Source organism: Candidatus Methylopumilus turicensis (assembly GCF_000953015.1).
In the GTDB taxonomy this organism is placed as follows: Bacteria; Pseudomonadota; Gammaproteobacteria; order Burkholderiales; family Methylophilaceae; genus Methylopumilus_A; species Methylopumilus_A turicensis.
Map to the genome: position 1 here is coordinate 1,611,754 of NZ_LN794158.1, position 23,632 is coordinate 1,635,385.

General features: G+C 45.4%; 24 protein-coding genes. 8 read left to right on the forward strand and 16 right to left on the reverse strand.

Annotated features, from left to right (window positions below):
* Window positions 1-98: 98 nt before the first annotated feature.
* From BN1209_RS08165 to BN1209_RS08190, 6 genes are all read right to left on the reverse strand, one after another.
* Window positions 99-347 (reverse strand): BrnA antitoxin family protein, encoded by a 249-nt coding sequence (locus tag BN1209_RS08165; RefSeq protein WP_045751733.1) that lies wholly within the window; start codon window positions 345-347, stop codon window positions 99-101.
* Entirely contained in the window at window positions 344-667 is a 324-nt protein-coding gene (locus BN1209_RS08170) for a helix-turn-helix domain-containing protein (RefSeq protein WP_045751734.1), read from the reverse strand. The genes BN1209_RS08165 and BN1209_RS08170 overlap by 4 nt, the downstream gene beginning before the upstream one ends.
* Entirely contained in the window at window positions 657-1,031 is a 375-nt protein-coding gene (locus BN1209_RS08175) for a type II toxin-antitoxin system RelE/ParE family toxin (protein ID WP_045751735.1), read from the reverse strand. The genes BN1209_RS08170 and BN1209_RS08175 overlap by 11 nt, the downstream gene beginning before the upstream one ends.
* 123 nt (window positions 1,032-1,154) lie before the next feature.
* Entirely contained in the window at window positions 1,155-2,294 is a 1,140-nt protein-coding gene (locus tag BN1209_RS08180) for a deoxyguanosinetriphosphate triphosphohydrolase (RefSeq protein ID WP_045751736.1), read from the reverse strand.
* A 168-nt stretch (window positions 2,295-2,462) separates the two neighbouring features.
* Complete coding sequence (gene aroB / locus BN1209_RS08185; protein WP_045752081.1) at window positions 2,463-3,536, reverse strand: 3-dehydroquinate synthase; 1,074 nt, start codon at window positions 3,534-3,536, stop codon at window positions 2,463-2,465.
* A gap of 12 nt (window positions 3,537-3,548) precedes the next feature.
* Window positions 3,549-4,049 (reverse strand): shikimate kinase, encoded by a 501-nt coding sequence (locus BN1209_RS08190; RefSeq protein ID WP_045752082.1) that lies wholly within the window; start codon window positions 4,047-4,049, stop codon window positions 3,549-3,551.
* A gap of 214 nt (window positions 4,050-4,263) precedes the next feature.
* On the opposite strand from BN1209_RS08190, the gene BN1209_RS08195 reads away from it, so the two are divergent.
* Window positions 4,264-6,591, forward strand: a complete 2,328-nt coding sequence (locus BN1209_RS08195; RefSeq protein ID WP_045751737.1) for a penicillin-binding protein 1A — start codon at window positions 4,264-4,266, stop codon at window positions 6,589-6,591.
* A 12-nt stretch (window positions 6,592-6,603) separates the two neighbouring features.
* On the forward strand, window positions 6,604-7,254 hold the full coding sequence (locus tag BN1209_RS08200) for a hypothetical protein (RefSeq protein ID WP_045751738.1): 651 nt from the start codon (window positions 6,604-6,606) through the stop codon (window positions 7,252-7,254).
* A 139-nt stretch (window positions 7,255-7,393) separates the two neighbouring features.
* Here the strand turns inward: BN1209_RS08200 and hemB are convergent, their stop codons facing one another.
* The 6 genes from hemB to rpe all read right to left on the reverse strand — a co-directional run bounded on the left by hemB (window position 7,394) and on the right by rpe (window position 13,243).
* The gene (gene hemB, locus BN1209_RS08205) at window positions 7,394-8,401 is read right to left on the reverse strand and encodes a porphobilinogen synthase (protein ID WP_045751739.1); all 1,008 of its coding nucleotides are present in this window, start codon (window positions 8,399-8,401) and stop codon (window positions 7,394-7,396) included.
* A gap of 19 nt (window positions 8,402-8,420) precedes the next feature.
* Window positions 8,421-9,233: an indole-3-glycerol phosphate synthase TrpC gene (gene trpC / locus BN1209_RS08210; protein ID WP_045751740.1), complete on the reverse strand. Its 813-nt coding sequence runs from the start codon at window positions 9,231-9,233 to the stop codon at window positions 8,421-8,423.
* Window positions 9,234-9,275: 42 nt separating this feature from the next.
* Window positions 9,276-10,310: an anthranilate phosphoribosyltransferase gene (trpD, locus tag BN1209_RS08215; RefSeq protein WP_045751741.1), complete on the reverse strand. Its 1,035-nt coding sequence runs from the start codon at window positions 10,308-10,310 to the stop codon at window positions 9,276-9,278.
* A 3-nt stretch (window positions 10,311-10,313) separates the two neighbouring features.
* Complete coding sequence (locus BN1209_RS08220; RefSeq protein WP_045751742.1) at window positions 10,314-10,880, reverse strand: anthranilate synthase component II; 567 nt, start codon at window positions 10,878-10,880, stop codon at window positions 10,314-10,316.
* A gap of 3 nt (window positions 10,881-10,883) precedes the next feature.
* Window positions 10,884-12,380: an anthranilate synthase component I gene (gene trpE, locus BN1209_RS08225; protein WP_045751743.1), complete on the reverse strand. Its 1,497-nt coding sequence runs from the start codon at window positions 12,378-12,380 to the stop codon at window positions 10,884-10,886.
* A 155-nt stretch (window positions 12,381-12,535) separates the two neighbouring features.
* Entirely contained in the window at window positions 12,536-13,243 is a 708-nt protein-coding gene (gene rpe, locus BN1209_RS08230; protein ID WP_045751744.1) for a ribulose-phosphate 3-epimerase, read from the reverse strand.
* A 132-nt stretch (window positions 13,244-13,375) separates the two neighbouring features.
* On the opposite strand from rpe, the gene hemA reads away from it, so the two are divergent.
* Window positions 13,376-14,620: a glutamyl-tRNA reductase gene (hemA, locus tag BN1209_RS08235; RefSeq protein WP_045752083.1), complete on the forward strand. Its 1,245-nt coding sequence runs from the start codon at window positions 13,376-13,378 to the stop codon at window positions 14,618-14,620.
* 21 nt (window positions 14,621-14,641) lie between these two features.
* Window positions 14,642-15,724: a peptide chain release factor 1 gene (prfA, locus tag BN1209_RS08240; protein WP_045751745.1), complete on the forward strand. Its 1,083-nt coding sequence runs from the start codon at window positions 14,642-14,644 to the stop codon at window positions 15,722-15,724.
* Between the two features lie 96 nt (window positions 15,725-15,820).
* Here the strand turns inward: prfA and BN1209_RS08245 are convergent, their stop codons facing one another.
* Window positions 15,821-17,083 carry an MFS transporter gene (locus BN1209_RS08245; protein ID WP_045751746.1) on the reverse strand — a complete coding sequence of 421 codons (1,263 nt, stop codon included), beginning with the start codon at window positions 17,081-17,083 and terminating at the stop codon, window positions 15,821-15,823.
* Window positions 17,084-17,238: 155 nt separating this feature from the next.
* Here BN1209_RS08245 and BN1209_RS08250 point away from each other — a divergent pair, with 155 nt between their 5' ends.
* The gene (locus tag BN1209_RS08250; RefSeq protein WP_052661135.1) at window positions 17,239-17,988 is read left to right on the forward strand and encodes a 2OG-Fe dioxygenase family protein; all 750 of its coding nucleotides are present in this window, start codon (window positions 17,239-17,241) and stop codon (window positions 17,986-17,988) included.
* A 4-nt stretch (window positions 17,989-17,992) separates the two neighbouring features.
* Window positions 17,993-19,258 carry an MFS transporter gene (locus BN1209_RS08255; protein WP_045751747.1) on the forward strand — a complete coding sequence of 422 codons (1,266 nt, stop codon included), beginning with the start codon at window positions 17,993-17,995 and terminating at the stop codon, window positions 19,256-19,258.
* 17 nt (window positions 19,259-19,275) lie between these two features.
* Here the strand turns inward: BN1209_RS08255 and BN1209_RS08260 are convergent, their stop codons facing one another.
* Entirely contained in the window at window positions 19,276-19,491 is a 216-nt protein-coding gene (locus BN1209_RS08260; protein WP_045751748.1) for a hypothetical protein, read from the reverse strand.
* 163 nt (window positions 19,492-19,654) lie between these two features.
* On the opposite strand from BN1209_RS08260, the gene BN1209_RS08265 reads away from it, so the two are divergent.
* Both BN1209_RS08265 and pqqA read left to right on the forward strand, forming a co-directional pair.
* On the forward strand, window positions 19,655-19,981 hold the full coding sequence (locus BN1209_RS08265; RefSeq protein WP_045751749.1) for a cupin domain-containing protein: 327 nt from the start codon (window positions 19,655-19,657) through the stop codon (window positions 19,979-19,981).
* A 149-nt stretch (window positions 19,982-20,130) separates the two neighbouring features.
* A complete protein-coding gene (gene pqqA, locus BN1209_RS09070; RefSeq protein WP_081624291.1) occupies window positions 20,131-20,202 on the forward strand; it encodes a pyrroloquinoline quinone precursor peptide PqqA in 72 nt (23 codons plus the stop codon).
* A 280-nt stretch (window positions 20,203-20,482) separates the two neighbouring features.
* Here pqqA and BN1209_RS08275 read toward each other — a convergent pair whose 3' ends face one another.
* Together BN1209_RS08275 and BN1209_RS08280 are read right to left on the reverse strand one after the other, a co-directional pair.
* The gene (locus BN1209_RS08275) at window positions 20,483-21,184 is read right to left on the reverse strand and encodes a TSCPD domain-containing protein (protein WP_045751751.1); all 702 of its coding nucleotides are present in this window, start codon (window positions 21,182-21,184) and stop codon (window positions 20,483-20,485) included.
* Window positions 21,185-21,242: 58 nt separating this feature from the next.
* Entirely contained in the window at window positions 21,243-23,402 is a 2,160-nt protein-coding gene (locus BN1209_RS08280) for an adenosylcobalamin-dependent ribonucleoside-diphosphate reductase (protein ID WP_045752085.1), read from the reverse strand.
* Between the last annotated feature and the right edge of the window lie 230 nt (window positions 23,403-23,632).

The window sequence follows — 23,632 nt, forward strand, 5'->3', positions numbered from 1 at the left end:
TTTTGTTGTTTTTTTACAACAAAATTGATGGAAATCCTGATAAATCAGCACTTAGCGCTATGGTGTTCGCTTAATGGTTCACTAGCTGGCGCGGCAATTTATGCTACGCGTAGCTCTTCCCGCAAGATTTTACGCAGACTTTCTTCGGTGACTGGCGTTGTGTTTTGAGTACTGGCTTGAAGCAATACCTCATTGATCAGTGTTTGATAACCCTTGCCTTGGCTTTCTGCTTGCTCACGAAATTTAGCCAAGACTGCGTCATCTAAATAAATAGTGATGCGTGTTTTACCTCGCGCGCTAACAACACTGCCACGTTTGGCTTTGGTTAGGTTGTATTCCTTTTTCATATCAAGGCCTGCAATCCTTTACGGTCCAGGATATTTAATAGCTTTAACGATGGCCCACTTGGGTGCTTATCCCCAATTTCCCACTTTCTGACAGCTGATGCGCTGGTATTCAGTACAATAGCGAGCGCACTTTGGCTAAGTTTGTAGCGGTCTCGTAGGGCACGTATTTCTTGATTGTCATATGCCCTGATGGGCTCAAGACACAGGGCCTGATAGGTTTGCATTCTGGCTTTATTGATAAAGCCAATATCGTACAAGTCTTGCGCTGACTCATAGACCGCTTCGAGAATTCCACTTTTTGCCTCTTGTTTAGCCTTCACTTTTTACCTCCATCATTCTTTCTTCTGCCAATAGCGCATCTAAGTTCTGTTCCGATATCGCCAACAAATCTGTAGCAAGCGCTTTCAATGCCTCCAACTCCGAGGGACTAATGTTTGCCTGAGCGCTTTTCTCAAAGCCATATATAAAGTAACAAGATTCGCCAAAGTTTGTCGCAACAATCGTTCTTGCTCCTGCGCGCTTCCCTTTCCCATTAACCGCCACTCGCTTTTTAACTAAGGAGCCGCCTAAATTGGCATCCACAAGACCATTGTTAATTTCAACTACTGCATTCACTAATGCCGCATCGGTTAACCCTAGCTTTTTTGCCCATCGATCAAAATGCCGCGTCTTGATAATTCTCATAAATTATGCCACTAGGTGATATAGATGTAAATTTTAATTCTTTGTAATTAGTACAACATCTCACCAAAGAGCGGCATAAAAAAAGCCGCATAAGCGGCTTCTGTTAACAAAAATGGTCACTATTTATAATTCACGATCCGATACCGTAAATAATCGCTGATATTCTCTTATGGCGTAGCGGTCTGTCATGCCAGCAATATAATCAGCAACTGCGCGGGCTTGGTCAGTTTGACTATCTGGCTTTGCTCTCTGCTGAAACTCATCAGGCATGAGTTTTACATCTTGCATAAAGATCTGAAACAAATCGCGCACGATGCGTTGTGCTTTTGAGGTCATGCGATTGACGCGGTAGTGCTGATATAAATTTGTGCGCAAAAAGCGTTTGAGTTCGGTTTGTTGTTCACGCATGGCTGGGCTAAAGCTAATCAGCATGGCATTGCTACGCACATCATCAACTGTCTTTGGCGCGGCATTGGCAATATTAGTATTGCTTTGCGCACACAAATCGACCACCAGCGCATTAATCATGCGGCGCACGGTTTCATGAATGAGTCTGCGACCAGTGAGTTCTGGATATTGAGTGCGTACCTTATTCAGGTTGTCTGCAAACAAGGTGACTTGTTCTAATTGTTCTAAAGTAATGAGCCCCGAACGCAAACCATCGTCCACATCGTGGTTGTTGTAAGCAATCTCATCAGCCAGATTAGTAAGCTGCGCTTCTAAAGATGGTTGTTCTTTATTAATAAAGCGCTCGCCCACATCGCCTAGCAACTTTGCGTTATTCAAAGAACAATGTTTGAGAATGCCTTCACGAAGTTCAAAGGTAAGATTCAAGCCATCAAACTCGGCATAGCGTTGTTCTAGCAAATCCACCACACGGAGCGATTGAAGATTGTGCTCAAAGCCACCAAAGTCGCGCATGCATTCATTGAGGGCATCCTGGCCTGCATGGCCGAAAGGCGTGTGGCCTAAATCATGCGCCAAGGCGATGCCTTCAACCAAGTCTTCATGTAAGTTTAAATTGCGGGCAATGGCGCGGCCGATTTGGGCAACTTCAAGACTGTGGGTGAGACGTGTGCGGAATAAATCGCCTTCGTGGTTCACAAAGACTTGGGTTTTGTATTCCAAACGACGAAATGCACTGGAATGAATGATACGGTCGCGGTCGCGCTGAAATTGATTGCGTCCTTGCGGATCGGACTCTTGAAATTTTCTGCCACGCGATTGGGCAGGATTAGCGGCGTAACTTGCGAGTGTTGTCATTTGTTGCCTTTAATTACAGATAATTTGGATGCCGCATCAAGTGCGGCATGACAGCAAAACAAAAACGGTGTGTCACCCCGCACTTTGGCGTGTGAATAATCTGTTTTAACAGATATATTACACGGACAAGACCCTTGCGGTTTGATGCGGGGTCTAGATTTTAGATTCCTAAAGGCTCAATGTTTGACGAAGCGCTTCAGCTGGGTAGTCACTTGTCACCACAGACTTGCCAATGCCTTGTTGCAGGACGAGGCGGATTTTTCCATCCACCACTTTTTTATCTAGCCCCATTAAATCGATATATTTATCGACCCCTAATTTTGGTGCTTCGATTGGCAAATTAGCCGCCTTGAAAATTTTTGAGATACGCGCCACTTCAGCATCATTTAGCCAGCCGAGGCGTTTTGATAAATCTGCCGCCATTATGGTGCCAGCGGCTACCGCTTCGCCGTGCAACCACACGCCATAGCCCATCGCGTTTTCAACGGCATGACCAAAGGTATGGCCTAAATTAAGCGTGGCACGCTCGCCCGTTTCATGTTCGTCCGCCGCAACAACGTCCGCTTTATTTTGGCATGAGCGATAAATGGCTTCTGAAGTGACTGCTGTATCCAAGGCCATTAACTTAACTATATTAGATTCTAGCCAATCAAAAAACTTAACATCGCGAATCAGGCCATATTTAATGACCTCTGCCACGCCAGCTGAAAGCTCTCTTGCTGGGAGTGTTTTAAGCGTTTCGGTATCAGCCAACACCAACTGCGGCTGATAAAACGCACCGATCATGTTTTTACCCAGCGGATGGTTGATGCCTGTTTTGCCACCCACAGAGGAATCCACTTGCGAGAGCAAAGTGGTGGGAATTTGTATAAAAGGCACACCGCGCAAATAGGTTGCGGCGGCATAGCCTGTCATATCGCCTATCACTCCACCGCCCAGCGCGATCAGTGTGGTGCTTCGCTCGCAACGGTTTTGCAAAAGCGCGTCATATATAAGGTTAAGGGTTTCAGTATTTTTATAAGCTTCGCCATCCGGCAAGATAATCTCAATCACCTTAACACCAGCCATACGGAGTGGCTCAGCCAATTGCGCCATATATAAAGGTGCAACCGTGGTATTGCTGACAATCGCGACCTGTTTACGCTTAAGATGCGGCAGAATCAATTCCGCTTGGCTTAATAAATGTTGGCCAATATGAATTGGATAACTGCGATCACCCAATGAGACTTCTAGCGTTTGCATAGTTGATGCCATTTAAATTTGAGGCTCCGAGGTTGAGTAGCCGAGTAACGCTTGGATTTTTTCCACGATATTAATCACGGGCTGATTGCCGGTGTCGACAATATGGTGGGCAATTTCACGATAAAACGGATCACGTTCATTAAACAATTGCTCAAGTTTGGCTTGGGCATTGGTGTTTTGTAAAAGCGGGCGATTGCGATCAAAGCGCGTGCGCAAATATAGGTCATGCACACTTGCACGCAAATAAATCACTATCCCACGACTCCCAAGATTCTGACGGTTTTCAGCAGACAACACGGCCCCACCGCCTGTGGCTAGCACGATGTTATCAAGCTGGGTAAGCTCATCAATCATGCCAACTTCGCGCTTGCGAAAACCCGCCTCACCTTCCATTTCAAATATAATCGGGACCCGAACGCCAGTTCGCTTTTCAATTTCTTGATCGGTATCGTAAAAGTCTAATTCGAGATTTTTAGCGAGAAACCGGCCAACCGTGGTTTTCCCCGCACCCATCAAGCCGACAAAAAATATTTTAGGCAATTTAGCAATCCATTCAGGCAATCAAAATGCCCATCACTTATATGAATAGCATTTTAAGGGAATCTTAATAGATTGTCAGATATTGCTTTTTTTCGACACCAACAGACCTCGCTTTAAAATTATTTTTTAGTTTGTAACTTAAGCCACATATAATGACTTTTTTGATACTTCAAGCTCTCTTTTATCTATGTTCCTAAAAAATTGGTGGTTGTTTTTGGTGATGTCTTTCTTGGCGCTACTGACTGTGGTGGCCTTGATGGTGGGACTGGCTGCCGCGCTGATTTATCCAGATTTGCCTTCCTTAGAAGCCCTTACTAATTACCAACCAAAACTACCATTGCGCGTTTATTCAGAAGATGGTTTTTTATTGGCTGAGTATGGCGAAGAGCGTCGGGCATTTGTGGACATTAGCAATGTCCCGCTGAACATGAAATCTGCCGTTATTGCGATTGAAGACAGACGCTTTTATCAACATGGCGGCATTGATACTAAGGGCATTCTGCGTGCAGCGATGAACAATGTAACTGGGGGCTCAAAAGAAGGCGCAAGTACCATCACCATGCAAGTGGCGCGTAACTTTTTCTTATCGAGCGAGCGAAGTCTCAAACGCAAACTCAATGAGGCCATGCTGGCGATTAAAATTGAACACAGCTTGCCTAAAGACAAAATCTTAGAGCTTTATATTAATCAAATTTACCTAGGCCAGCGTGCCTATGGCTTTGCGGCAGCTGCGCAAGTGTATTATGGCAAACCACTCAATAAGCTCAATCTTGCCGAAACTGCGTTATTAGCAGGGCTTCCAAAAGCCCCAACCAGCTACAATCCATTTACACATCCCAAGCGGGCGATTAAGCGTCAACATGAAGTGTTACGTGATATGCGTCGTGGTGGCTTTATTGATGAAGCGACTTATCAAGCCGCACTCAAAGAGCCGCTACGATTTAAAACCTCACAACAATCACGCGATCTTGCCGCTGATTATGTGGGTGAAATTGTGCGTCAAACCATGTATGAGCGTTACCAAGACCAGATTTATAGTAGTGGCTTGAAGGTTTATACGACCATCATTAAAGCTGACCAAGAAGCGGCCAATACCGCCATTGCGCAAGGCATCATGGAATACGATTTACGCCATGGATATCGGGGCCCTGAAGGCTACGTTGCGCCAAGTGAATTAAGCGGCGATAACGCGAATCAAACGATGGAAAAAGCCATCGATTCACTTGAGACATTTGGCGGATTGTCTCCTGCAATTGTGACTAAAATCACTGACAAATCAGTACGCATTCACACCAGTAGTGGCGAGGATGTGCAAATTGAAGCTGAAGGATTAGCACTGGTGAATCGCGCCTTGCATGACCCCAAAGTCAGCGAAAAAATTAAAATCAAAGTGGGCTCAATTGTGCGTGTTGCTAAAGATGGAGAGCGTTGGAGAATCACACAACTCCCTCAAGTCGAGTCTGCATTTGTTTCACTTGACCCTAAAAATGGCGCTGTGCGAGCACTAGTAGGGGGCTTTGACTTTAACCGTAATAAATTCAACCATGTCACCCAAGCTTGGCGTCAACCAGGCTCTAGTTTTAAACCATTTATTTATTCTGCGGCATTAGAAAAAGGCTTTACACCGGCGAGTGTGATTGATGATGCGCCGATTTCTTTTCCTGCTAGTTTCACAGGTAGCGGCAGTAGTTGGGAGCCGCACAACTTCGATGGAAAATATGAAGGCCCAATGCGCTTAAGAACGGCACTTACCAAATCTAAAAACATGGTGTCGATCCGCGTGCTCAATTCGATTGGGGTTGAATATGCGCAAGATTACATCACGCGCTTTGGCTTTTCAGCAAAAGATCATCCTGCTTATTTAACCATGGCACTTGGCGCAGGCTCGGTGACGCCATGGCAAATGGCCCAAGCCTATGCCGTATTTGCCAATGGCGGTTATCGCGTCAACCCTTTCTTAATTAGTCGAATTGAAGATAGTAAAGGGAAGATCATCGAAGAAACAAAATTCGTCGAGGCTGGCAACACCGCCGAGCGGGTGATCGATGAGCGGAATGCTTTTTTGATGACCTCCATGATGCATGACGTCACACAAATTGGCACGGCGGCAAAAGCGCGACAACTTGGCCGAAGTGACTTGGCGGGTAAAACAGGAACGACCAATAATCATATTGACACTTGGTTTGCTGGCTTTAATCCTAAACAAGTCGCTGTGGTGTGGATGGGCTATGACAAACCGCAATCACTAGGGGGATCTGAAACCGGTGGTTCAGCAGCACTGCCTATTTGGATTAAATATATGAGCTTGGCTTTAAGAGGGGTTGCAGATAACTATATCAATCCCCCTGATGGTGTTGCTTCGATTCGAATTAATTTAAAAACTGGCAATCGTGCACATGAAGATGAAAGTGGATTTTATGAGTACTTCTATCAAGAATACCCACCGCCAGAAAAAGGGAGCACTGGCGCAAGCGCAATTGCGACAGATGCGACCGACACCAACGCGCTGTATTAGTGAGTAGTGATCATGGCAAAAGATAACGGCGGACGACAGTCACAATTGCGCCAATTAGTAGCGCAGCAAGCGGCTCGCATGATGGCCGAAGATGGCGTTTCGGATTACGGCTATGCAAAGAAAAAAGCCGGACGCCAGCTAGGCGTGGTGGATGCCAACTGTTTGCCATCGAATGCTGAAATTGAAGAAGAGATTCGGCTTTTTCATGAGATATACAATAGCGATGATCAACCAGAGGCCTTGCGTATACTGCGTCAAGATGCGCTGGCTACCATGCAAATCTTTGCGCGCTTTAACCCTCACTTAACAGGCAGCGTGCTCGATGGCACCGCCGGGCAATACGCTGAAACCAACATTCACTTATTCGCAGATAGTGCAAAAGATGTTGAAATTTTTTTGCTCAACCAGCAAATTCCTTACGACAGCAACGACAAGTCTTACCGCGTAAGAGATAGAAAATCTGGTGATAAAAAAACGAGCGGTAAAAATAGTGAGCGCTTGAAAGTGCCCATGTTCACGCTTGAAGGACCCAATGGCTTTATTAAGCTCAGCGTGTTTGAGTTTGACGATATTCGCTTTTCAACGAAAAGCGTGGTGAATGGCGGAAATGCAGATCGAGTAGATGCTGAAGGACTCAGGATTTTATTAAACCAAAATAGTTAACCAGCACAGAATAGTGGATCGTCATGCCGGACTTGATCCGGCATCCATGTTGAATTTCAAAATCATTTAAAATGGACCCCGCATCAAGTGCGGGGTGACATGGAAGATTTTTACTGAGAATATGGTAAGAAAAGAATATCTAATTAGCGGATAACCATCGAGCGATGTCCATCGCATAATAGGTCAACACACCATCAGCGCCAGCGCGCTTAAAGCCAAGCATCGCTTCCATCACACACGCTTTTTCATCAAGCCAACCATTTTGTGCTGCCGCCTTGAGCATGGCGTATTCGCCACTCACGTGATAAGCATAAGTCGGCACGCCGAACTCTTCTTTAACCCGGCGAACGATATCCAAATAGGGCATACCAGGCTTAACCATCACCATGTCGGCACCTTCTTCAATGTCCAAAGCCACCTCTTTAATGGCCTCGTCTGAATTAGCTGGATCCATTTGGTAATTGTATTTATTGCCTTTGCCTAAATTGGCGGATGAACCAACTGCATCACGGAAAGGGCCATAAAAGGCTGACGCATATTTCGCTGAGTAAGCCAAAATACGAGTATAGATAAAACCATGTTCTTCAAGCGCATCGCGAATGGCACCAATGCGGCCATCCATCATGTCAGATGGCGCTACTACATCAGCACCAGCTTCGGCATGGCAAAGCGCTTGTTTAACGAGCACTTCAACCGTTTCATCATTGAGCACATACCCAGTATCATCAATCAACCCATCTTGGCCATGAGTGGTGTAAGGGTCTAAAGCAACATCCGTAATCACGCCCAAATCTGGGAAAGCGGCTTTTAATGCTTTAACGGTGCGCGGGACGAGTCCATTTGGATTAAAGGCCTCTTTGGCATCTAAACTTTTGAATGCTTGTGGGACGACTGGAAATAAAGCAATGGCTGGAATGCCAAGCGATACACACTCAGCAGCAGTTTTGAGAAGTAGGTCTATGCTTTGACGTTTCACCCCCGGCATTGAAGCCACTTCTTCAATACGGTTTTCGCCATCAAGCACAAAAACTGGATAAATCAGGTCATTAGTTGTCAGCACGTTTTCACGCATCAAGCGGCGTGAAAATTCATCTTTACGCATACGACGTGGACGAATTGCTAAAAACTGCTGGTTATCTTTTGCCATGATTTATCCTCTAGCGCAATTAAGATGAACAACCTGAGGCTGGCGATGCAAACACGCGAGCAAGCTCAGCGCCCGGGTCTGGTTGACGCATAAACGCTTCACCGACCAAGAATGCATTCACTTGATTGTTCATCATCAATGACACATCTTCTGGCGTGAAAATGCCAGACTCGGTGACCACAAAACGATCTTCCGGCATCAGCTTCAATAAATCTAGCGTGGTCTGCAATGTCACGTCAAACGTGCGTAAATTACGGTTGTTAATCCCGATGAGCGGCGTTTCTAATTGCAAGGCTAATTGCAACTCGTCAGCATCATGCACTTCCACCAACACGGCCATGCCGAGGTCGTGCGAAAGTTCTTCCAACTCTTTCATTTGCGCTAACTCAAGCGCAGCAGCAATCAGCAAAATACAATCGGCACCCATCGCACGTGCTTCATAGACTTGGTATGGATCAATCATGAAATCTTTGCGTAACACAGGCAATTTACAAGCCGCGCGTGCTTGTTTCAAGTATTCAGGTGATCCCTGAAAATACTGTTGATCGGTTAATACTGACAAACATGCTGCGCCGCCTTTTTCATAAGATTTAGCGATTTCTGCAGGATTGAAATTTTCACGAATCACGCCTTTTGAAGGGCTCGCTTTTTTAATTTCAGCAATGACCGCAGGTAAATTCGCATCCACTTTATTAAAAATGTTGCCGACGAAATCTCTTGGGTCAGGCTCGTTGTAGGCCTCTACACGAAGATCATCGAGTGATTTAATTGCTTGAGCGGCGGCAACTTCCTCACGTTTCGTGGCTAAAATTTTATTTAAAATGTCTGACATAACTACCTTTTTAGGCTCGATTTGGTTTAACTTCGAATGGAGTTAAGTTTGATGAGATCGCACAATTAACTGTTTTAATTTCTCTAGCGCAGCACCGCAACCAATCACTTCAGCCGCTTTTTGAACGCCAGCTTTCAGATTTTCGGCTTGGCCTGATACATAAATCGCAGCACCAGCATTCATGAGCACGATATCTCTGGCAGCGCTTGATTTTTCATTTCGAGGCTTGCCATTTAACACATCCAAGATCATGGCTTTAGATTCTTCTGCGTTTTGGATTTGAATGTCATTGAGACGATGTATTGCTAAGCCTAATTGGCTAGGATTAATCACATACTCGGTCACTTGACCATTTTTCAGCTCAGCTACATAGGTGTCACCAGTGAATGAAATTTCATCCATACCATCGGCACCGTGAACCACCAGCACATGCTCACTCCCAAGTTGCTGTAAGACTTTCGCAAGCTTACCAGTGAGACTTTTATCAAACACACCCATGACCTGACGACGCGCTGTCGCTGGATTTGTCATTGGGCCAAGTAAGTTAAACAAAGTACGAACACCCAGCTCTCGGCGCACAGGGGCGGCATATTTCATCGCGCTGTGATGATTTGGGGCAAACATAAAACCAATACCAATTGCATTCACGCACTCAGCCACTTGCGCCGGCGTTTGGTTGACATTCACGCCCAGCGCTTCGAGCACATCTGCACTACCGCAAGTTGAAGAAACAGAACGCCCACCATGCTTTGCTACAGTCGCGCCTGCCGCTGCCGCTACAAAAGCGGATACGGTTGAAACATTAAATGTTTGGATTCCATCGCCGCCAGTTCCGCAAGTATCAATCAAATGGGAAGCATCTTGAATGTCGACTTTGGTAGAAAGTTCGCGCATCACCATCGCGGCAGCAGCAATCTCATCGACCGTTTCACCTTTGGCACGAAGTGCAATGAGAAAAGCTGAAATCTGTGCCGGCGTCAGTTCGCCGCTCATCACTTGATGCATAACGTCCAACATCCCGCTTTGCGTCAGATCTTGACGCTCAAGCAATTGACTAAGAACGTCTTTAAACGCCATGGCTTAGTTGGCCTTCAAAAAGTTATTAAGTAGCTCATGACCATACTCAGTCAAAATCGACTCAGGATGGAATTGCACACCTTCAACCGCTAACGTTTTATGGCGCACCCCCATAATCTCACCATCATCCGTCCATGCGGTAATTTCAAGACAATCAGGAATGCTTTCACGCTCAATCACCAATGAGTGATAACGCGTCGCCGTATATGGATTAGGCAGGTCTTTAAACACACCAATATTTTTATGATGAATCAATGATGTTTTACCGTGCATCAATTGTTTTGCATGCACAATTTTACCACCAAAAGCTTGGCCGATACTTTGATGCCCCAAACACACACCAAGCAAAGGAATTTTGCCTGCAAACTCATGAATCAATGGCACAGAAATGCCCGCTTCATTTGGGGTACATGGGCCGGGTGAAATCACAATATGGTCGGGATTGAGCGACTTTATTTTAGCTAAGTCAATTTCATCATTACGGTAAACCTGCACATCTTGACCTAGTTCAGCCAAATATTGCACGAGGTTATAGGTAAAGGAGTCGTAATTATCAATCATTAATAGCATGGCTTACTCCTTACCTTCCAGGCCGGTATCTAGGCCCAAATTAACTAACTCGGCAGCACGTAACACCGCGCGCGCTTTGTTTTGCGTTTCCATCCATTCACTTTCAGGCACAGAGTCGGCCACGATGCCCGCACCTGCTTGCACATAAAGCTTATTGTTTTTAATCACGCCAGTACGAATTGCAATCGCCACGTCCATATCACCATTAAAGCCTAAATATCCCACAGCGCCAGCATAAATCCCGCGTTTAATCGGCTCTAATTCATCAATGATTTCCATAGCACGTACTTTTGGTGCGCCACTTACCGTACCGGCGGGAAACGTCGCTTTCAACACATCAATCGCATCCATGCCAGGTTTGAGCTTGCCTTCCACATTCGAAACAATATGCATCACGTGGGAATAACGCTCAATCATCATATTGTCAGTGACTTTTACTGTGCCTGTTTGCGCAACGCGGCCCACATCATTACGACCTAAGTCCATTAATTGGACATGTTCTGCGCGTTCTTTTGGGTCAGCCAACAACTCATCTGCCAATGCCAAATCTTGCTCCCGTGTTTTACCGCGAGGACGTGTACCCGCAATTGGACGAGCTGTCACGGTGCCGTCTTCAAGACGCACTAAAATCTCTGGAGATGCGCCGACGACATGATGGTCACCCATATCGTAATAGAACATATAAGGCGATGGATTCAAGCTACGAAGCGCACGGTATAGAGAAAGTGGTGGCGCATAAAATGGTTGTGACATGCGCTGAGACAACACCACTTGCATGATGTCTCCATCAAAAATATAGCGCTTTGCTTTTTCAACCGCTGCTTTGAAATTAGCCTCGCCGAAATCCGACTGGGCTTGTTCTTGCTTGAGCGCTTGCGCTTCAGGAATTGAAACTGATTTGCGTAAACGCAGAATCAACTCAGCTAAACGACGCTTTGCTTTTGCATAAGCATCTTGTTCAGCCGGATCTGCATAAACAATGAAGTAAAGCTTGCCTGATAAATTGTCCACTACTGCCAGCTCTTCAGACACCATCAGCAACACATCAGGTACGTTCACATCATCGGGCTTCACCTTGTCAGCTAAACGGCGCTCGATATAACGCACGGTATCGTAGCCAAAATAACCAGCCAAGCCCCCAGTAAAGCGAGGCAAGCCTTGATAAGGCGGCACTTTGAAGCGCGCTTGATAGCTTTGGACAAAGTCTAGTGGATTCACATCGCTAGCGGTTTCAACCACCTTATTGTCTTGCAACACCTGCACATCACGGCGATTCGCCACAATACGCGTGCGTGCTGGCAAACCAATGATGGAATAACGCCCAAAACGCTCGCCACCTTGCACAGATTCAAGCAAATAGGAGAACGGTGCATTAGCAAGCTTGAGGTAAAGCGAGAGCGGTGTGTCGAGATCCGCAAAAGTCTCGATCACTAAGGGAATGCGATTAAAGCCTTGAGCAGCTAGCGCATTAAATTCTGATTGATTGATAGTTTCTAACATAAAGGCCTCAAATTTTTTAACAAGCGGTTGCTAACGCACCATTTTTTAAATCCAGTGCGACATTAACGTCGCAAGCGATGACAGAATTAGTCCCACCATCGCCAACTTGTTTGCTTTGTATAAATTTGAGGTGCTTTCATTGCAATGCGTCTAAATTAGACTGTCGCCAATTGGGCGCGCAATTCAGAAACAATCGAGTTGTATCGGTTAGGATCAGTATCTTTACCTGCACCAAACACCGCTGAACCCGCTACAAATGTATCCGCACCAGCACGGGCAATTTCAGCAATGTTCGCTACGTTCACGCCGCCGTCCACTTCCAACCAAATCTCGCGACCGGTTTGTGCTGTGTAAGCGTCGATTTTTGCACGTGCTAAACGCAGTTTGTTTAATGTTTCAGGAATGAATTTTTGACCGCCAAAGCCCGGGTTCACAGACATCAACAAAATCATGTCCACTTTGTCCATGACGTGGTCTAGGTAGTGAAGTGGTGTCGCTGGGTTAAACACCAAGCCAGATTTACAACCTAAGTCACGCACCATCGCTAAACTACGATCAATATGATCCGAAGCCTCAGGATGGAAAGTAATAATGTTCGCGCCAGCTTTTGCGAAGTCAGGAATGATACGATCCACTGGCTTCACCATCAAATGCACGTCAATCAACGCACCCGCATTTTTAGAAATTTCACGGATAGACTCACAAACCAATGGGCCAATCGTTAAGTTTGGGACGTAATGGTTATCCATCACGTCAAAGTGCACAAGGTCAGTACCAGACGTAATCACGTCTGTGATTTCTTGACCTAGTTTGGCGAAGTTTGCTGAAAGGATACTTGGAGCAATTCTGAATTGTTTAGCCATAATATTTTAAAGAATCTATATGCAGTAAAAACGATTATTTTAACCGCATTTAGGCATGAATTAACAGACTAATCGGCTATTTTATTGCTTATGTTTCTTGCTTAAGAAGTCCGGATGCTGGAAAATTGCGAAATGCAATTATTCACGGTTGGTGTCAATCACACCACAGCCCCAATCTCTATTCGCGAAAACGTGGCGTTTCAACATGAAACCTTAGCCCATGCACTTCGCGACTTGACCTCACATGGCGTGCGTGAGGCTGCGATTTTATCGACCTGCAACCGCACTGAGCTTTACTGCAACACCTCACACCCAGAACAAGCGCTTGCTTGGCTTGCGCAATATCACAAGCTCGATCGTGACAACATTCAGCCCTACATTTACACCTTGCCGAGCGACGAGGCTGTTAAACATGCATTTCGTGTGGCATCTGGTTTGGATTCTATGGTGCTAGGCGAACCACAAATCTTGGGACAAATGAAACAAGCCGTCAAAATTGCTGAAACAGCTGGCACCGTTGGCACCCTTCTGCACAAACTTTTTCAGCGTACCTTTGCCGTCGCCAAAGAAGTGCGCACTTCCACAGACATCGGAGCAAGTTCGCTTTCGATGGCTGCTGCGTCAGTGCGTTTAGCCCAACGTTTATTCGGCAATCTGCAAGATAAGCATGTCCTGTTTATCGGCGCGGGCGAAATGATTACGCTTTGCGCTGAACACTTTACCGCACAAAAACCGGCCAGTATCACTGTAGCCAATCGAACCCTAGAGCGCGGAGAAGAGTTGGCAGCATTATTTAATGGCCAAGCCATTTTATTATCCGAATTGCCTGACCGGTTACATGAATTTGATATTGTGATCACCAGCACAGCAAGCCAATTACCCATCGTCGGGCTAGGGATGGTGGAACGGGCAGTAAAAGCGCGTAAACGCCGCCCAATGTTCATGGTTGATTTGGCTGTGCCGCGTGACATTGAACCTGAAGTCGCAAAATTAGATGATGTGTATTTATATACAGTCGATGATTTGGCCCAAGTGGTCCAAGAGGGCTTAGGAAACCGCCAAGAGGCAGCACTTGAAGCCGAAGTGATTATCACTGAGCGTGTTGAACACTTTATGCATTGGCTCAAGACACGCGACGCCGTGCCAACCATACGCGCACTCCGTGATCAGGCAGAAAATTTACGTTTAACTGAACTTGAAAAAGCACAAAAACTATTGGCAAAAGGCGAAGATCCCGCCGCGGTCATTGAGGCCTTGAGCAATGCACTCACCAATAAATTTTTACATGCCCCAAGTCATGCGCTCAACCACAGCACAGGGCATGAGCACGAACAACTAGAGACGCTGTTGCGTCAACTTTACCAAATTAAAACTTAATCTTTAGACAAAGAAACAGCAATGAAACCATCCATGATGAAAAAGCTCGCGACATTAAGCGAGCGTTTAGACGAACTCAACCGCCTGCTCAGTAGCGAAGGCGCAACATCCAACATGGATAACTACCGTAAGCTCACGCAAGAGCATGCTGAAATCACCCCCATCGTTGAGCAATTTCGTGCCTTTGAGCAAGGCGAAGCCGATATTGCTGAAGCGCAAAAAATGCTCTCCGATCCCGAAATGAAAGAATTTGCACAAGAAGAAATTGAAAACGGCAAAGCTACTTTAGAAGCCGTTGAAAACGAACTACAAAAACTCTTGCTACCTAAAGACCCTAACGATGAACGCAATATCTTCTTAGAAATCCGTGCCGGCACGGGTGGGGATGAATCCGCTTTATTTGCAGGCGACTTATTCCGCATGTATTCACGTTATGCAGAGCGTCAACGCTGGAAAGTAGAAATCGTTTCAGCAAGTGACTCTGAGGTGGGTGGCTACAAAGAAATTATTGCCAAGGTAGAAGGCCACGGCGCTTATTCAAAACTTAAATTTGAGTCTGGTGGTCACCGCGTGCAACGCGTCCCTGACACTGAAACACAAGGCCGCATTCATACATCTGCATGTACTGTTGCGGTATTGCCAGAAGCAGATGAAGTCAGTGATGTCGTGATTAATCCTGCGGAAATTCGTATTGATACCTACCGTGCCAGTGGCGCGGGTGGTCAGCACATTAACAAAACCGATTCCGCTGTGCGGATTACCCACTTGCCAACCGGCATTGTGGTGGAATGCCAAGATGACCGAAGCCAACACAAAAACAAAGCCCAAGCGATGAGCGTGTTAGTCGCACGAATTAAAGATGCGGAAGTTCGCGCACAACAATCGAAAATCGCGAGTGAGCGTAAAAGTTTGATTGGTTCTGGCGACCGCTCTGAGCGCATCCGCACTTACAACTACCCGCAAGGCCGTATTACCGACCACCGCATCAACCTCACGCTTTATAAGATTGACGCGATTACCGAGGGTGATATGGACGAATTAATTGGCGCACTTGCTGCAGAGCACCAAGCCGATATGTTGGCGACCTTGGGTGAAGATAACTAAACAAAACCAAGAAGCCGTTTGTGGTGAGCTAGTCGAACTATGAATGTTAATGCCCTTCGACAGGCTCAGGGCGAACGAAAAATGACAGTTTTCATTTTACCCACCTAGCCAGCTTTTCATGCGGCTGAAGTATTCAGGCTGACGTAAACACAGGTAAATAATCACCAGCGGGTTCATCAGCGCGGTGACTAAAAATAGTTGTGGAATGTTAAGCCCTAACTTAAATATCATCATCGCAAACACCGCGGATATCACCATGAACAAAGCATTCAAAATATTGTTCGCGGCAATCACTCTAGATTGATGGGTCTTCTGGGCGCGAGATTGAATCAGTGCATAAAGCGGCACGATATAAACTCCGCCGAATAAACCAATCAAGGCAATATCCAATAGCAAGCGCCAATCAGCAACACCACTCGCGCTAGCCGTATATAAATCCACCCCAAACGCCATCATGCCCATGGCCCCAATTGGCACCAAGCCAATTTCTACGATGCCTTTGGATAGCTTTTCGCACAGTAGCGAACCAACCCCAACCCCGACTGAAAATACCGCAAGCAAGAGAATGAACTCACTTTCGTCGCCATGCAAAATCTCCTTGGCAAATACAGGGAATTGCGCAAGTAAGATCGCGCCATAAAACCAAAACCATGAGATGCCAATAATCGCCAGCCATATTGACTGACTTTTCCAAACAAACGCGATATTACGACCCGTTTCTGTCATTGGGTTCCAATTGATGTTGAGATGAGGTTCAGCCGCAGGAGAGTTAGGAATTTGCTTGCTAGCCATATAGCCGAGCAAGGCTAGGCCCAGAATACTCAAGCCCGTTAACAGCTCACCGCCTTGATGCATGCCAAGCCCCGCGCCAATCATTTGCCCCAATAAGATAGCAACAAAGGTGCCCATTTCCACCATGCCATTGCCGCCAACCAATTCAGACTCAGCGAGATTTTGCGGCAGATAAGCGTATTTCACTGGCCCAAATAAAGTGGAGTGCATGCCCATCATAAAAAGCGCCAAAACTAATAGCCAAAACAGATGGAGCACAAACCCAAGCGCCGCAAATAGCATCAAAATGACTTCAAATATTTTGACAAAACGAATGAGCTGAGACTTTTCAAACTTATCGGCAATTTGCCCTGCCGAGGCCGAGAATAAAAAGAAAGGCAAAATAAAAATGCCTGGCAACAAGGTGGCAAGGACCGCGCCATTAAGTGAGGTTAAATCAGCCGTGTGAAATACCGCCATGGTAATTAAAGCAGTTTTGAAGACATTGTCATTGAGTGCGCCCAAAAATTGGGTACAAAAAAATGGCAAAAAGCGCTTTTCACGTAACAACTTAAATTGCTGATTCATTTTCACGCCTCGTCGATTGATAAACCATTATATTTTGATCAATCACAAATAATGCTGAAATTATTTTTATATATCTTCGTCTATTCGCTATCATGTTGGACTTGGTTTAATGAGTGTGCTTTGTGCGCACAACCTCTTTTCGGAAAAATATCATTTTGGCAGGTACGCACCCATTGCTTAAACTGCGCGAAGATCTACTCGCGACAGTTACAAAAACAGGCTTTAGCTTTTGTCCAAGTGCAGCAATGCAGGCTTGGCTATTGACGCAATCTCCAGATGCCTTAAGTGATTGGTCTGATTTTGCAAACAGCTGGAACAACATGCCGCTCGATGAACACATGGCGGACGGGGGACGTTATCGTCGTCGTCGTTATGCCGTATTAAATACGACTTCTAGAAACAGTGAGATCGTTCTAGCGCCGCATCAACCTCATTACCAAAGTCTAAATTACAATGCGCTTAATGGTGGCATTGCGCGTGACTTTGAAGCGATACAAACCAGCACTATCCAAAGTAATAGCATGCAATCCGTGCTTAAATTTTGCCAAACTGTGTTTAGCGAGCTGATGCCCAATACGCCTTGGCACATTGAATGCCATCAGTTTCGCATTGAAGCCAATGACGAAGCTTTTGGCAAACCTACACCTGAAGGCATTCATCGTGATGGCGTGGACTTTGTATTAGTGATGATGGTGAAACGCCAAAATATTTCCAGTGGCACCACCACCATGCACGATTTGGAACACAAAAATTTAGATAGTTTTACACTTACTGAGCCTTTAGATGTTGCTATCGTCAACGATCATCGTTGCATGCACGGAGTAACCCCTATCGTACCATTAGACCCTACACAGCCTGCTTATCGTGACGTGTTAGTGGTCACTTTCAAAAAATTTAAGCAGTAACTTGATGGTCAAAAATAACCATCCCCCAGCACATCAAAGTGCGAATCCGCTACGCAATTTGAGTTTCTTCAAACTACTCAGTTATCGCGTTTTGATGGTGCTTTCCTACCAAATCATGGCGGTGGTCGTAGGCTGGCATTTGTACCAAATCACACACGACCCACTCTCGCTTGGTCTCATAGGCCTGGCTGAAATCATCCCCTACTTTTGCACGGCCTTATTTGCGGGCTATGCGGTAGACCATTACTCAAGGCGTAACTTTGGGGTAAGTTCCTCATTCACGCTCATGATTGCAGCCTTGTTAATTTATACAATCACAAATGGCAAATTATCAGGCGACCCAACACTATGGATTTACGGTGCAATCGCTCTGATTGGTTTAGCTCGCGCTTTTATTGCACCCACATACAGCGCAATTTTCGCTTCCATCATGCCGCGCCAGGAATATGCAAAAGGCGCAAGCATCGGTAGTGCCGCATTCCAATTTGGTTTAATCACCGGCCCAGCGATTGGCGGAATCTTGGTTGGCTGGACCAGCTTAGAAGTCGCTTACTTAGTCTCTTCTGGCTTAGCTTTCGCTTCAGGAATTGCCTTACTTACTCTCAACGTACACACCCCAAAAGTGGTGGCAGAAAAAGCGATTTTTTCTGGTATCGCCGAAGGGGTGCGTTTTGTATATAACCACCAAGTGATTTTGAGCGGTCAAGCACTTGATATGTTTGCCGTACTGTTTGGTGGTGCGGTGGCGATGTTACCCGCTTTTATTCACGATGTTTATCACTATGGCCCTGAGGGCCTAGGCATTCTGCGTGCTTCACCAGCCATCGGCGCAATTATCACCGGCGCATATTTAGCCAAGCATCCAATTGATGAAAATGCTGGCAAATGGCTATTGTTGTCAGTCGCTGGTTTTGGTGTTTGCATCATTGCTTTTGCACTGACGCCACATTTCTGGTTTGCTGCAGTGCTCTTGATGCTTTCAGGTGTGTGTGATGGTGTTTCAGTTGTCTTACGCACCACGATTATGCAACTCGCCACACCAGACCACATGCGTGGCAGAGTTGCCTCTATCAACGGTTTGTTTATTGGCTCTTCAAATGAGTTAGGGGCTTTTGAATCTGGCCTCATGGCGAGGGTAATGGGTTTGATTCCATCCGTGATCTTTGGCGGCTTGATGACACTTGGCGTGGTGGCAGCTACCGCCACACTTGCGCCTAAGCTGCGGAGACTTAACTTAAAACATCTCGAATCGGAAACTCACGAAAAATAGCACGGATTAACATAGGATTAATATTCACTGCTTCTTCCCGTGGCATAACTTTTTTCAACATCTTGTTGCCACTCATCACAGTCTGAGCACTTATGGTCATGCATCGTCGGGCAAAGCACTAAATTAGCGCTTTTGCAAAACTTACAAACTCGCGATTGCACCGCTGATTTATGCGCCGCCTCATGATGTTCTGTGGCAACTTTAGTACTGCCAAGTGCGTATTTATTATCCATACCTGACCCCCAATTAAAGCCTTATTCAACTTCTTTGCCTGTAAAGTTTAATCCTAATTTTGTCCCAATGACAACATTAAAAATATCCACAAACTTGTGGCTTAGCTTATCAGTTAAAATAGCGCTTTTCGTCATTACTGCAACCCCATTTACAAAGGTATATATGCAAAATATCGTCGTAGAGAAAAAACCAGCACAAAGCAGACTCGATAGCCTCAACGTGGCTAAATGGCCGACTTGGGAAAAAGAAGTATCTGTATTCCCTTGGGTATTTCCAGAACAAGAAATTGCCTACATTTTAGAGGGCGAATGTGTGATTACCCCAGAGGGTGGCAAGCCAGTCAAATTTGGCAAAGGCGATTTAGTGACATTTCCTGCCGGCATGAAAGCAAGCTGGGAAGTGAAAAAACCGCTACACAAACATTACAAGCTAGATGGCAATGCGCTCACGCAAATTTTACGCCGCATTAAACTTAAAATCGGCCTATAAACAGCCTAAGTGTCTTTGCTGTGTAAGAATGGTTTTCATGATAATCACTAGACAAGCTTAATGATGCTTACAACGACAGTGTCAGGCTCACTCCGTAGAATAAGAATTCTTCTAAGGCAGTTATAAAACATTCATTAAGGAGTTTTACCATGTGGACTAAACCAGCAGCGACAGAAATGCGTTTCGGCTTTGAAGTAACAATGTACGTAATGAACAAATAATTCAAAGATTGCTTATCGAAGTTACTCATCTTCATTCGCAAAAAATAAAAAAGGAACCTTGATGGTTCCTTTTTTATTGCCTAGCGCTTAAGAGCTACTTAAGATGAAGGGTGTTAGTGCGCTTAATCTATATCGGCAGGGTCACACTAAGTCAATGACGGCTCATCCATCTGGTTACCCAAACTTACTACCTTATTCACTGCACTAACATCTTTATTTTAATCGCTTATCAACAAAAAACCCGCCTAGGCGGGTTTTTATTTTGCATCAAATACTTTGATTAACCGCATTTACTCTCGCCGCAATTGAGGCAGGTGAGGCAGCCATCCATAATAATGGCGGCTTTGGTGCTACATTTCGCACAAAGCTGTGCACCTGCTGGAAAGCCTTCTGCATTTTCATCGCCGCCAGATTTTGCATGCTTTTCTAAGAATTCTTTTTTCTTTTCAGCTACAAGCTTTTGTTGGTGTTCATCTAGGCCAGCTTTTTTAAGCATGCCGATTTCTTGTAAGTGTTGTTCTACCACTTCACCGATTTCAGCCACGAGGCTAGGGATGTATTTACCGCCTTTTTTGAAGTAGCCACCGCTTGGGTCAAATACGCTGTGTAGCTCTTCTACCAAGAAAGTCACATCACCACCTTTACGGAACACAGCAGACATCACGCGCGTGAGGGCAACAATCCACTGGAAGTGGTCCATGTTTTTTGAATTAATAAAAATCTCAAATGGACGGCGGTGCTCTTGTGGTGTGCCTTCGTTCATCACGACGTCGTTAATGGTGATGTAGAGCGCATGCTCAGTCACTGGCGTTTTAATTTTGTAGGTGTTACCGACTAATTTATCCGGGCGGCTCAGTGGCTCGCCCATTTGGACGATAGTCGCCGATTGTGCTGGCGTAGCGGCAACTTCTGCGGCCTTTGCTTTGTCTTCTTCTGTCACTAAACCGAAGCCTGTGATTTTCTTTTCAATTTTAATTGCCATGTTGTTCTCTCTTTAATTTTTTCGGTAATACGGTGTTTTATATTTAAACTTCTTAATATTAGAACTTGCCGTAGTAACCTTCTTTTAGGGCGTCGTATAGATTGGCGGCTGAGTGCATTTCGCCGTCGTATTCAATCTCTTCGTTACCCTTCACCTCAACCACTGTGCCATCTTCTAGCGTGAATTTGTAGGTAGTGTTTTCTAAGTCTTTTTCTGTCACCAAAACACCTTGGAAGGCTTCTGGGTTAAAGCGGAAAGTGGTGCAACCTTTCAAGCCTTTGTCGTAAGCGTAGAGATAGATGTTTTTGAAATCTTCAAAGTCATAATCTGTGGGTACGTTGATGGTTTTTGAGATTGAGCTATCAATCCATTTTTGCGCTGCCGCTTGAATATCCACATGCGCTTTTGCTTGAATGGTCGATGAATCTAAGAAGTAATCTGGCAACTTCTCATCTTCCGCATCACTAAATGGCATCGCTTTGCTATTGATTAACTCACGATAAGCTAATAGCTCATATGAAAATACGTCCACTTTCTCTTTTGATTTCTTACCTTCACGAATCACGTTACGTGCGTAATGGTGAGCAAATGAAGGCTCAATGCCGTTACTTGCGTTGTTTGCGAGTGAAAGTGAAATCGTGCCTGTTGGCGCGATTGAGCTATGGTGACTAAAACGCACGCCTGTTTTAGCGATTTGTTTACGCAAAGCTTCTGGGAACTGCTGCATATAGCGGCTGTACATGCCCATCAAGACTTTACCTTTTACTTTATCACCTAGCTTAAAGCCATCCTTCACCATTTCTGGGCGTTTTGAAAGCATGTCACCTGTCACCACGAACTCTTCGTCCATGATAGGTGCAGCGCCTTTTTCTTTGGCTAAATCAATGCCGACTGTCCAACCTGTTTCAGCCATTACTTTAGTAACTTCCTCTGTGAAAGCCACTGAAGCTTCTTCACCATATTTCATTTTCAACATCGTGAGTGTTGAACCTAGGCCTAAATAGCCCATGCCGTGACGACGTTTGCGCGCGATTTCTGCACGCTGTTGTTCTAGCGGTAAACCGTTAATTTCGACGACGTTATCGAGCATACGCGTGAAAATAGAGACAACTTGGCGATATTCATCCCAATCGAATGTTGCTTGATCAGTAAATGGATTGCGTACAAATTTAGTTAAGTTCACAGAACCTAACAAACAAGCGCCATAAGGTGGCAATGGTTGCTCACCGCATGGGTTAGTTGCGCGGATATTTTCGCAGAACCAGTTATTGTTCATTTCGTTTACGCGGTCAATCAAGATAAAGCCAGGCTCAGCGAAATCGTATGTTGAGGACATAATGACATCCCACAAACGGCGCGCTCTAATCGTTTTGTAAACGCGGCAAGCTGTTTTGCCATCTGACTCGCGGGTGAGGTATTTGTCTTTGATTGGCCATTCGCGCCATACTACTTGTGCTTCATCTTTAGTATCTAGCGCATCAACCGTTGCTTCCTTTGATGTCACAGGGAATGCGAGCTTCCAATCAGCATCAGCCTTGACTGCTTCCATAAACTCTTTTGTGATTAAGCATGAAAGATTGAATTGGCGTAAGCGACCAGCTTCGCGTTTCGCTTTGATAAAATCAGTCACGTCAGGATGTGAGATATCGAATGTCGCCATTTGCGCGCCACGACGGCCACCAGCAGACGACACTGTGAAACACATCTTATCGAAGATATCCATGAATGAGAGTGGGCCGCTTGTGTACGCACCAGCACCCGCTACAAAAGCACCTTTTGGACGGAGCGTTGAGAACTCATAACCAATACCGCAACCCGCTTTTAATGTAAGACCCGCTTCATGCACCTTATTTAAGATGCCATCCATGCTGTCTTCAACAATGCCGGATACCGTGCAGTTAATAGTACTTGTTGCTGGCTTATGCTCCAGCGCACCAGCATTTGAAGTAATACGGCCCGCAGGAATTGCACCATGACGCAATGCCCATAAGAATTTTTCGTGCCACTCAGCACGCTTACTCTCTTCTTCCACGTCAGCCAATGCACGCGCAACACGTGAATAACTATCGTCCATATTTTGGTCAACATGATCGCCTTGTTTAGTTTTGAGGCGGTATTTTTTATCCCAGATATCCAATGATACCGATTGCATTGGCACTTCTTTTTGATTGTTTTCTGACATCGCAGCTTCTTCTGGTGTTTTAACGGCTTGTAACATTGGCGGAATCCCTGTTTTGTTCTGTAATTTGTTTAGCATTTACACAATCTTTATGTAAAGTTGAATTGTGCTTAATATTTGGTCAAACCACAATATGTTGTGATGATTTGCAAAATTATTCCATTTTGTTGTGTTGGTCAAGCAATATATTTAACATTATTTTACATTTTGACTGTGCTTTTTTGGTGCATCTTTCACTCACTAAATGGCAGGCAATGATTGCCATTTAG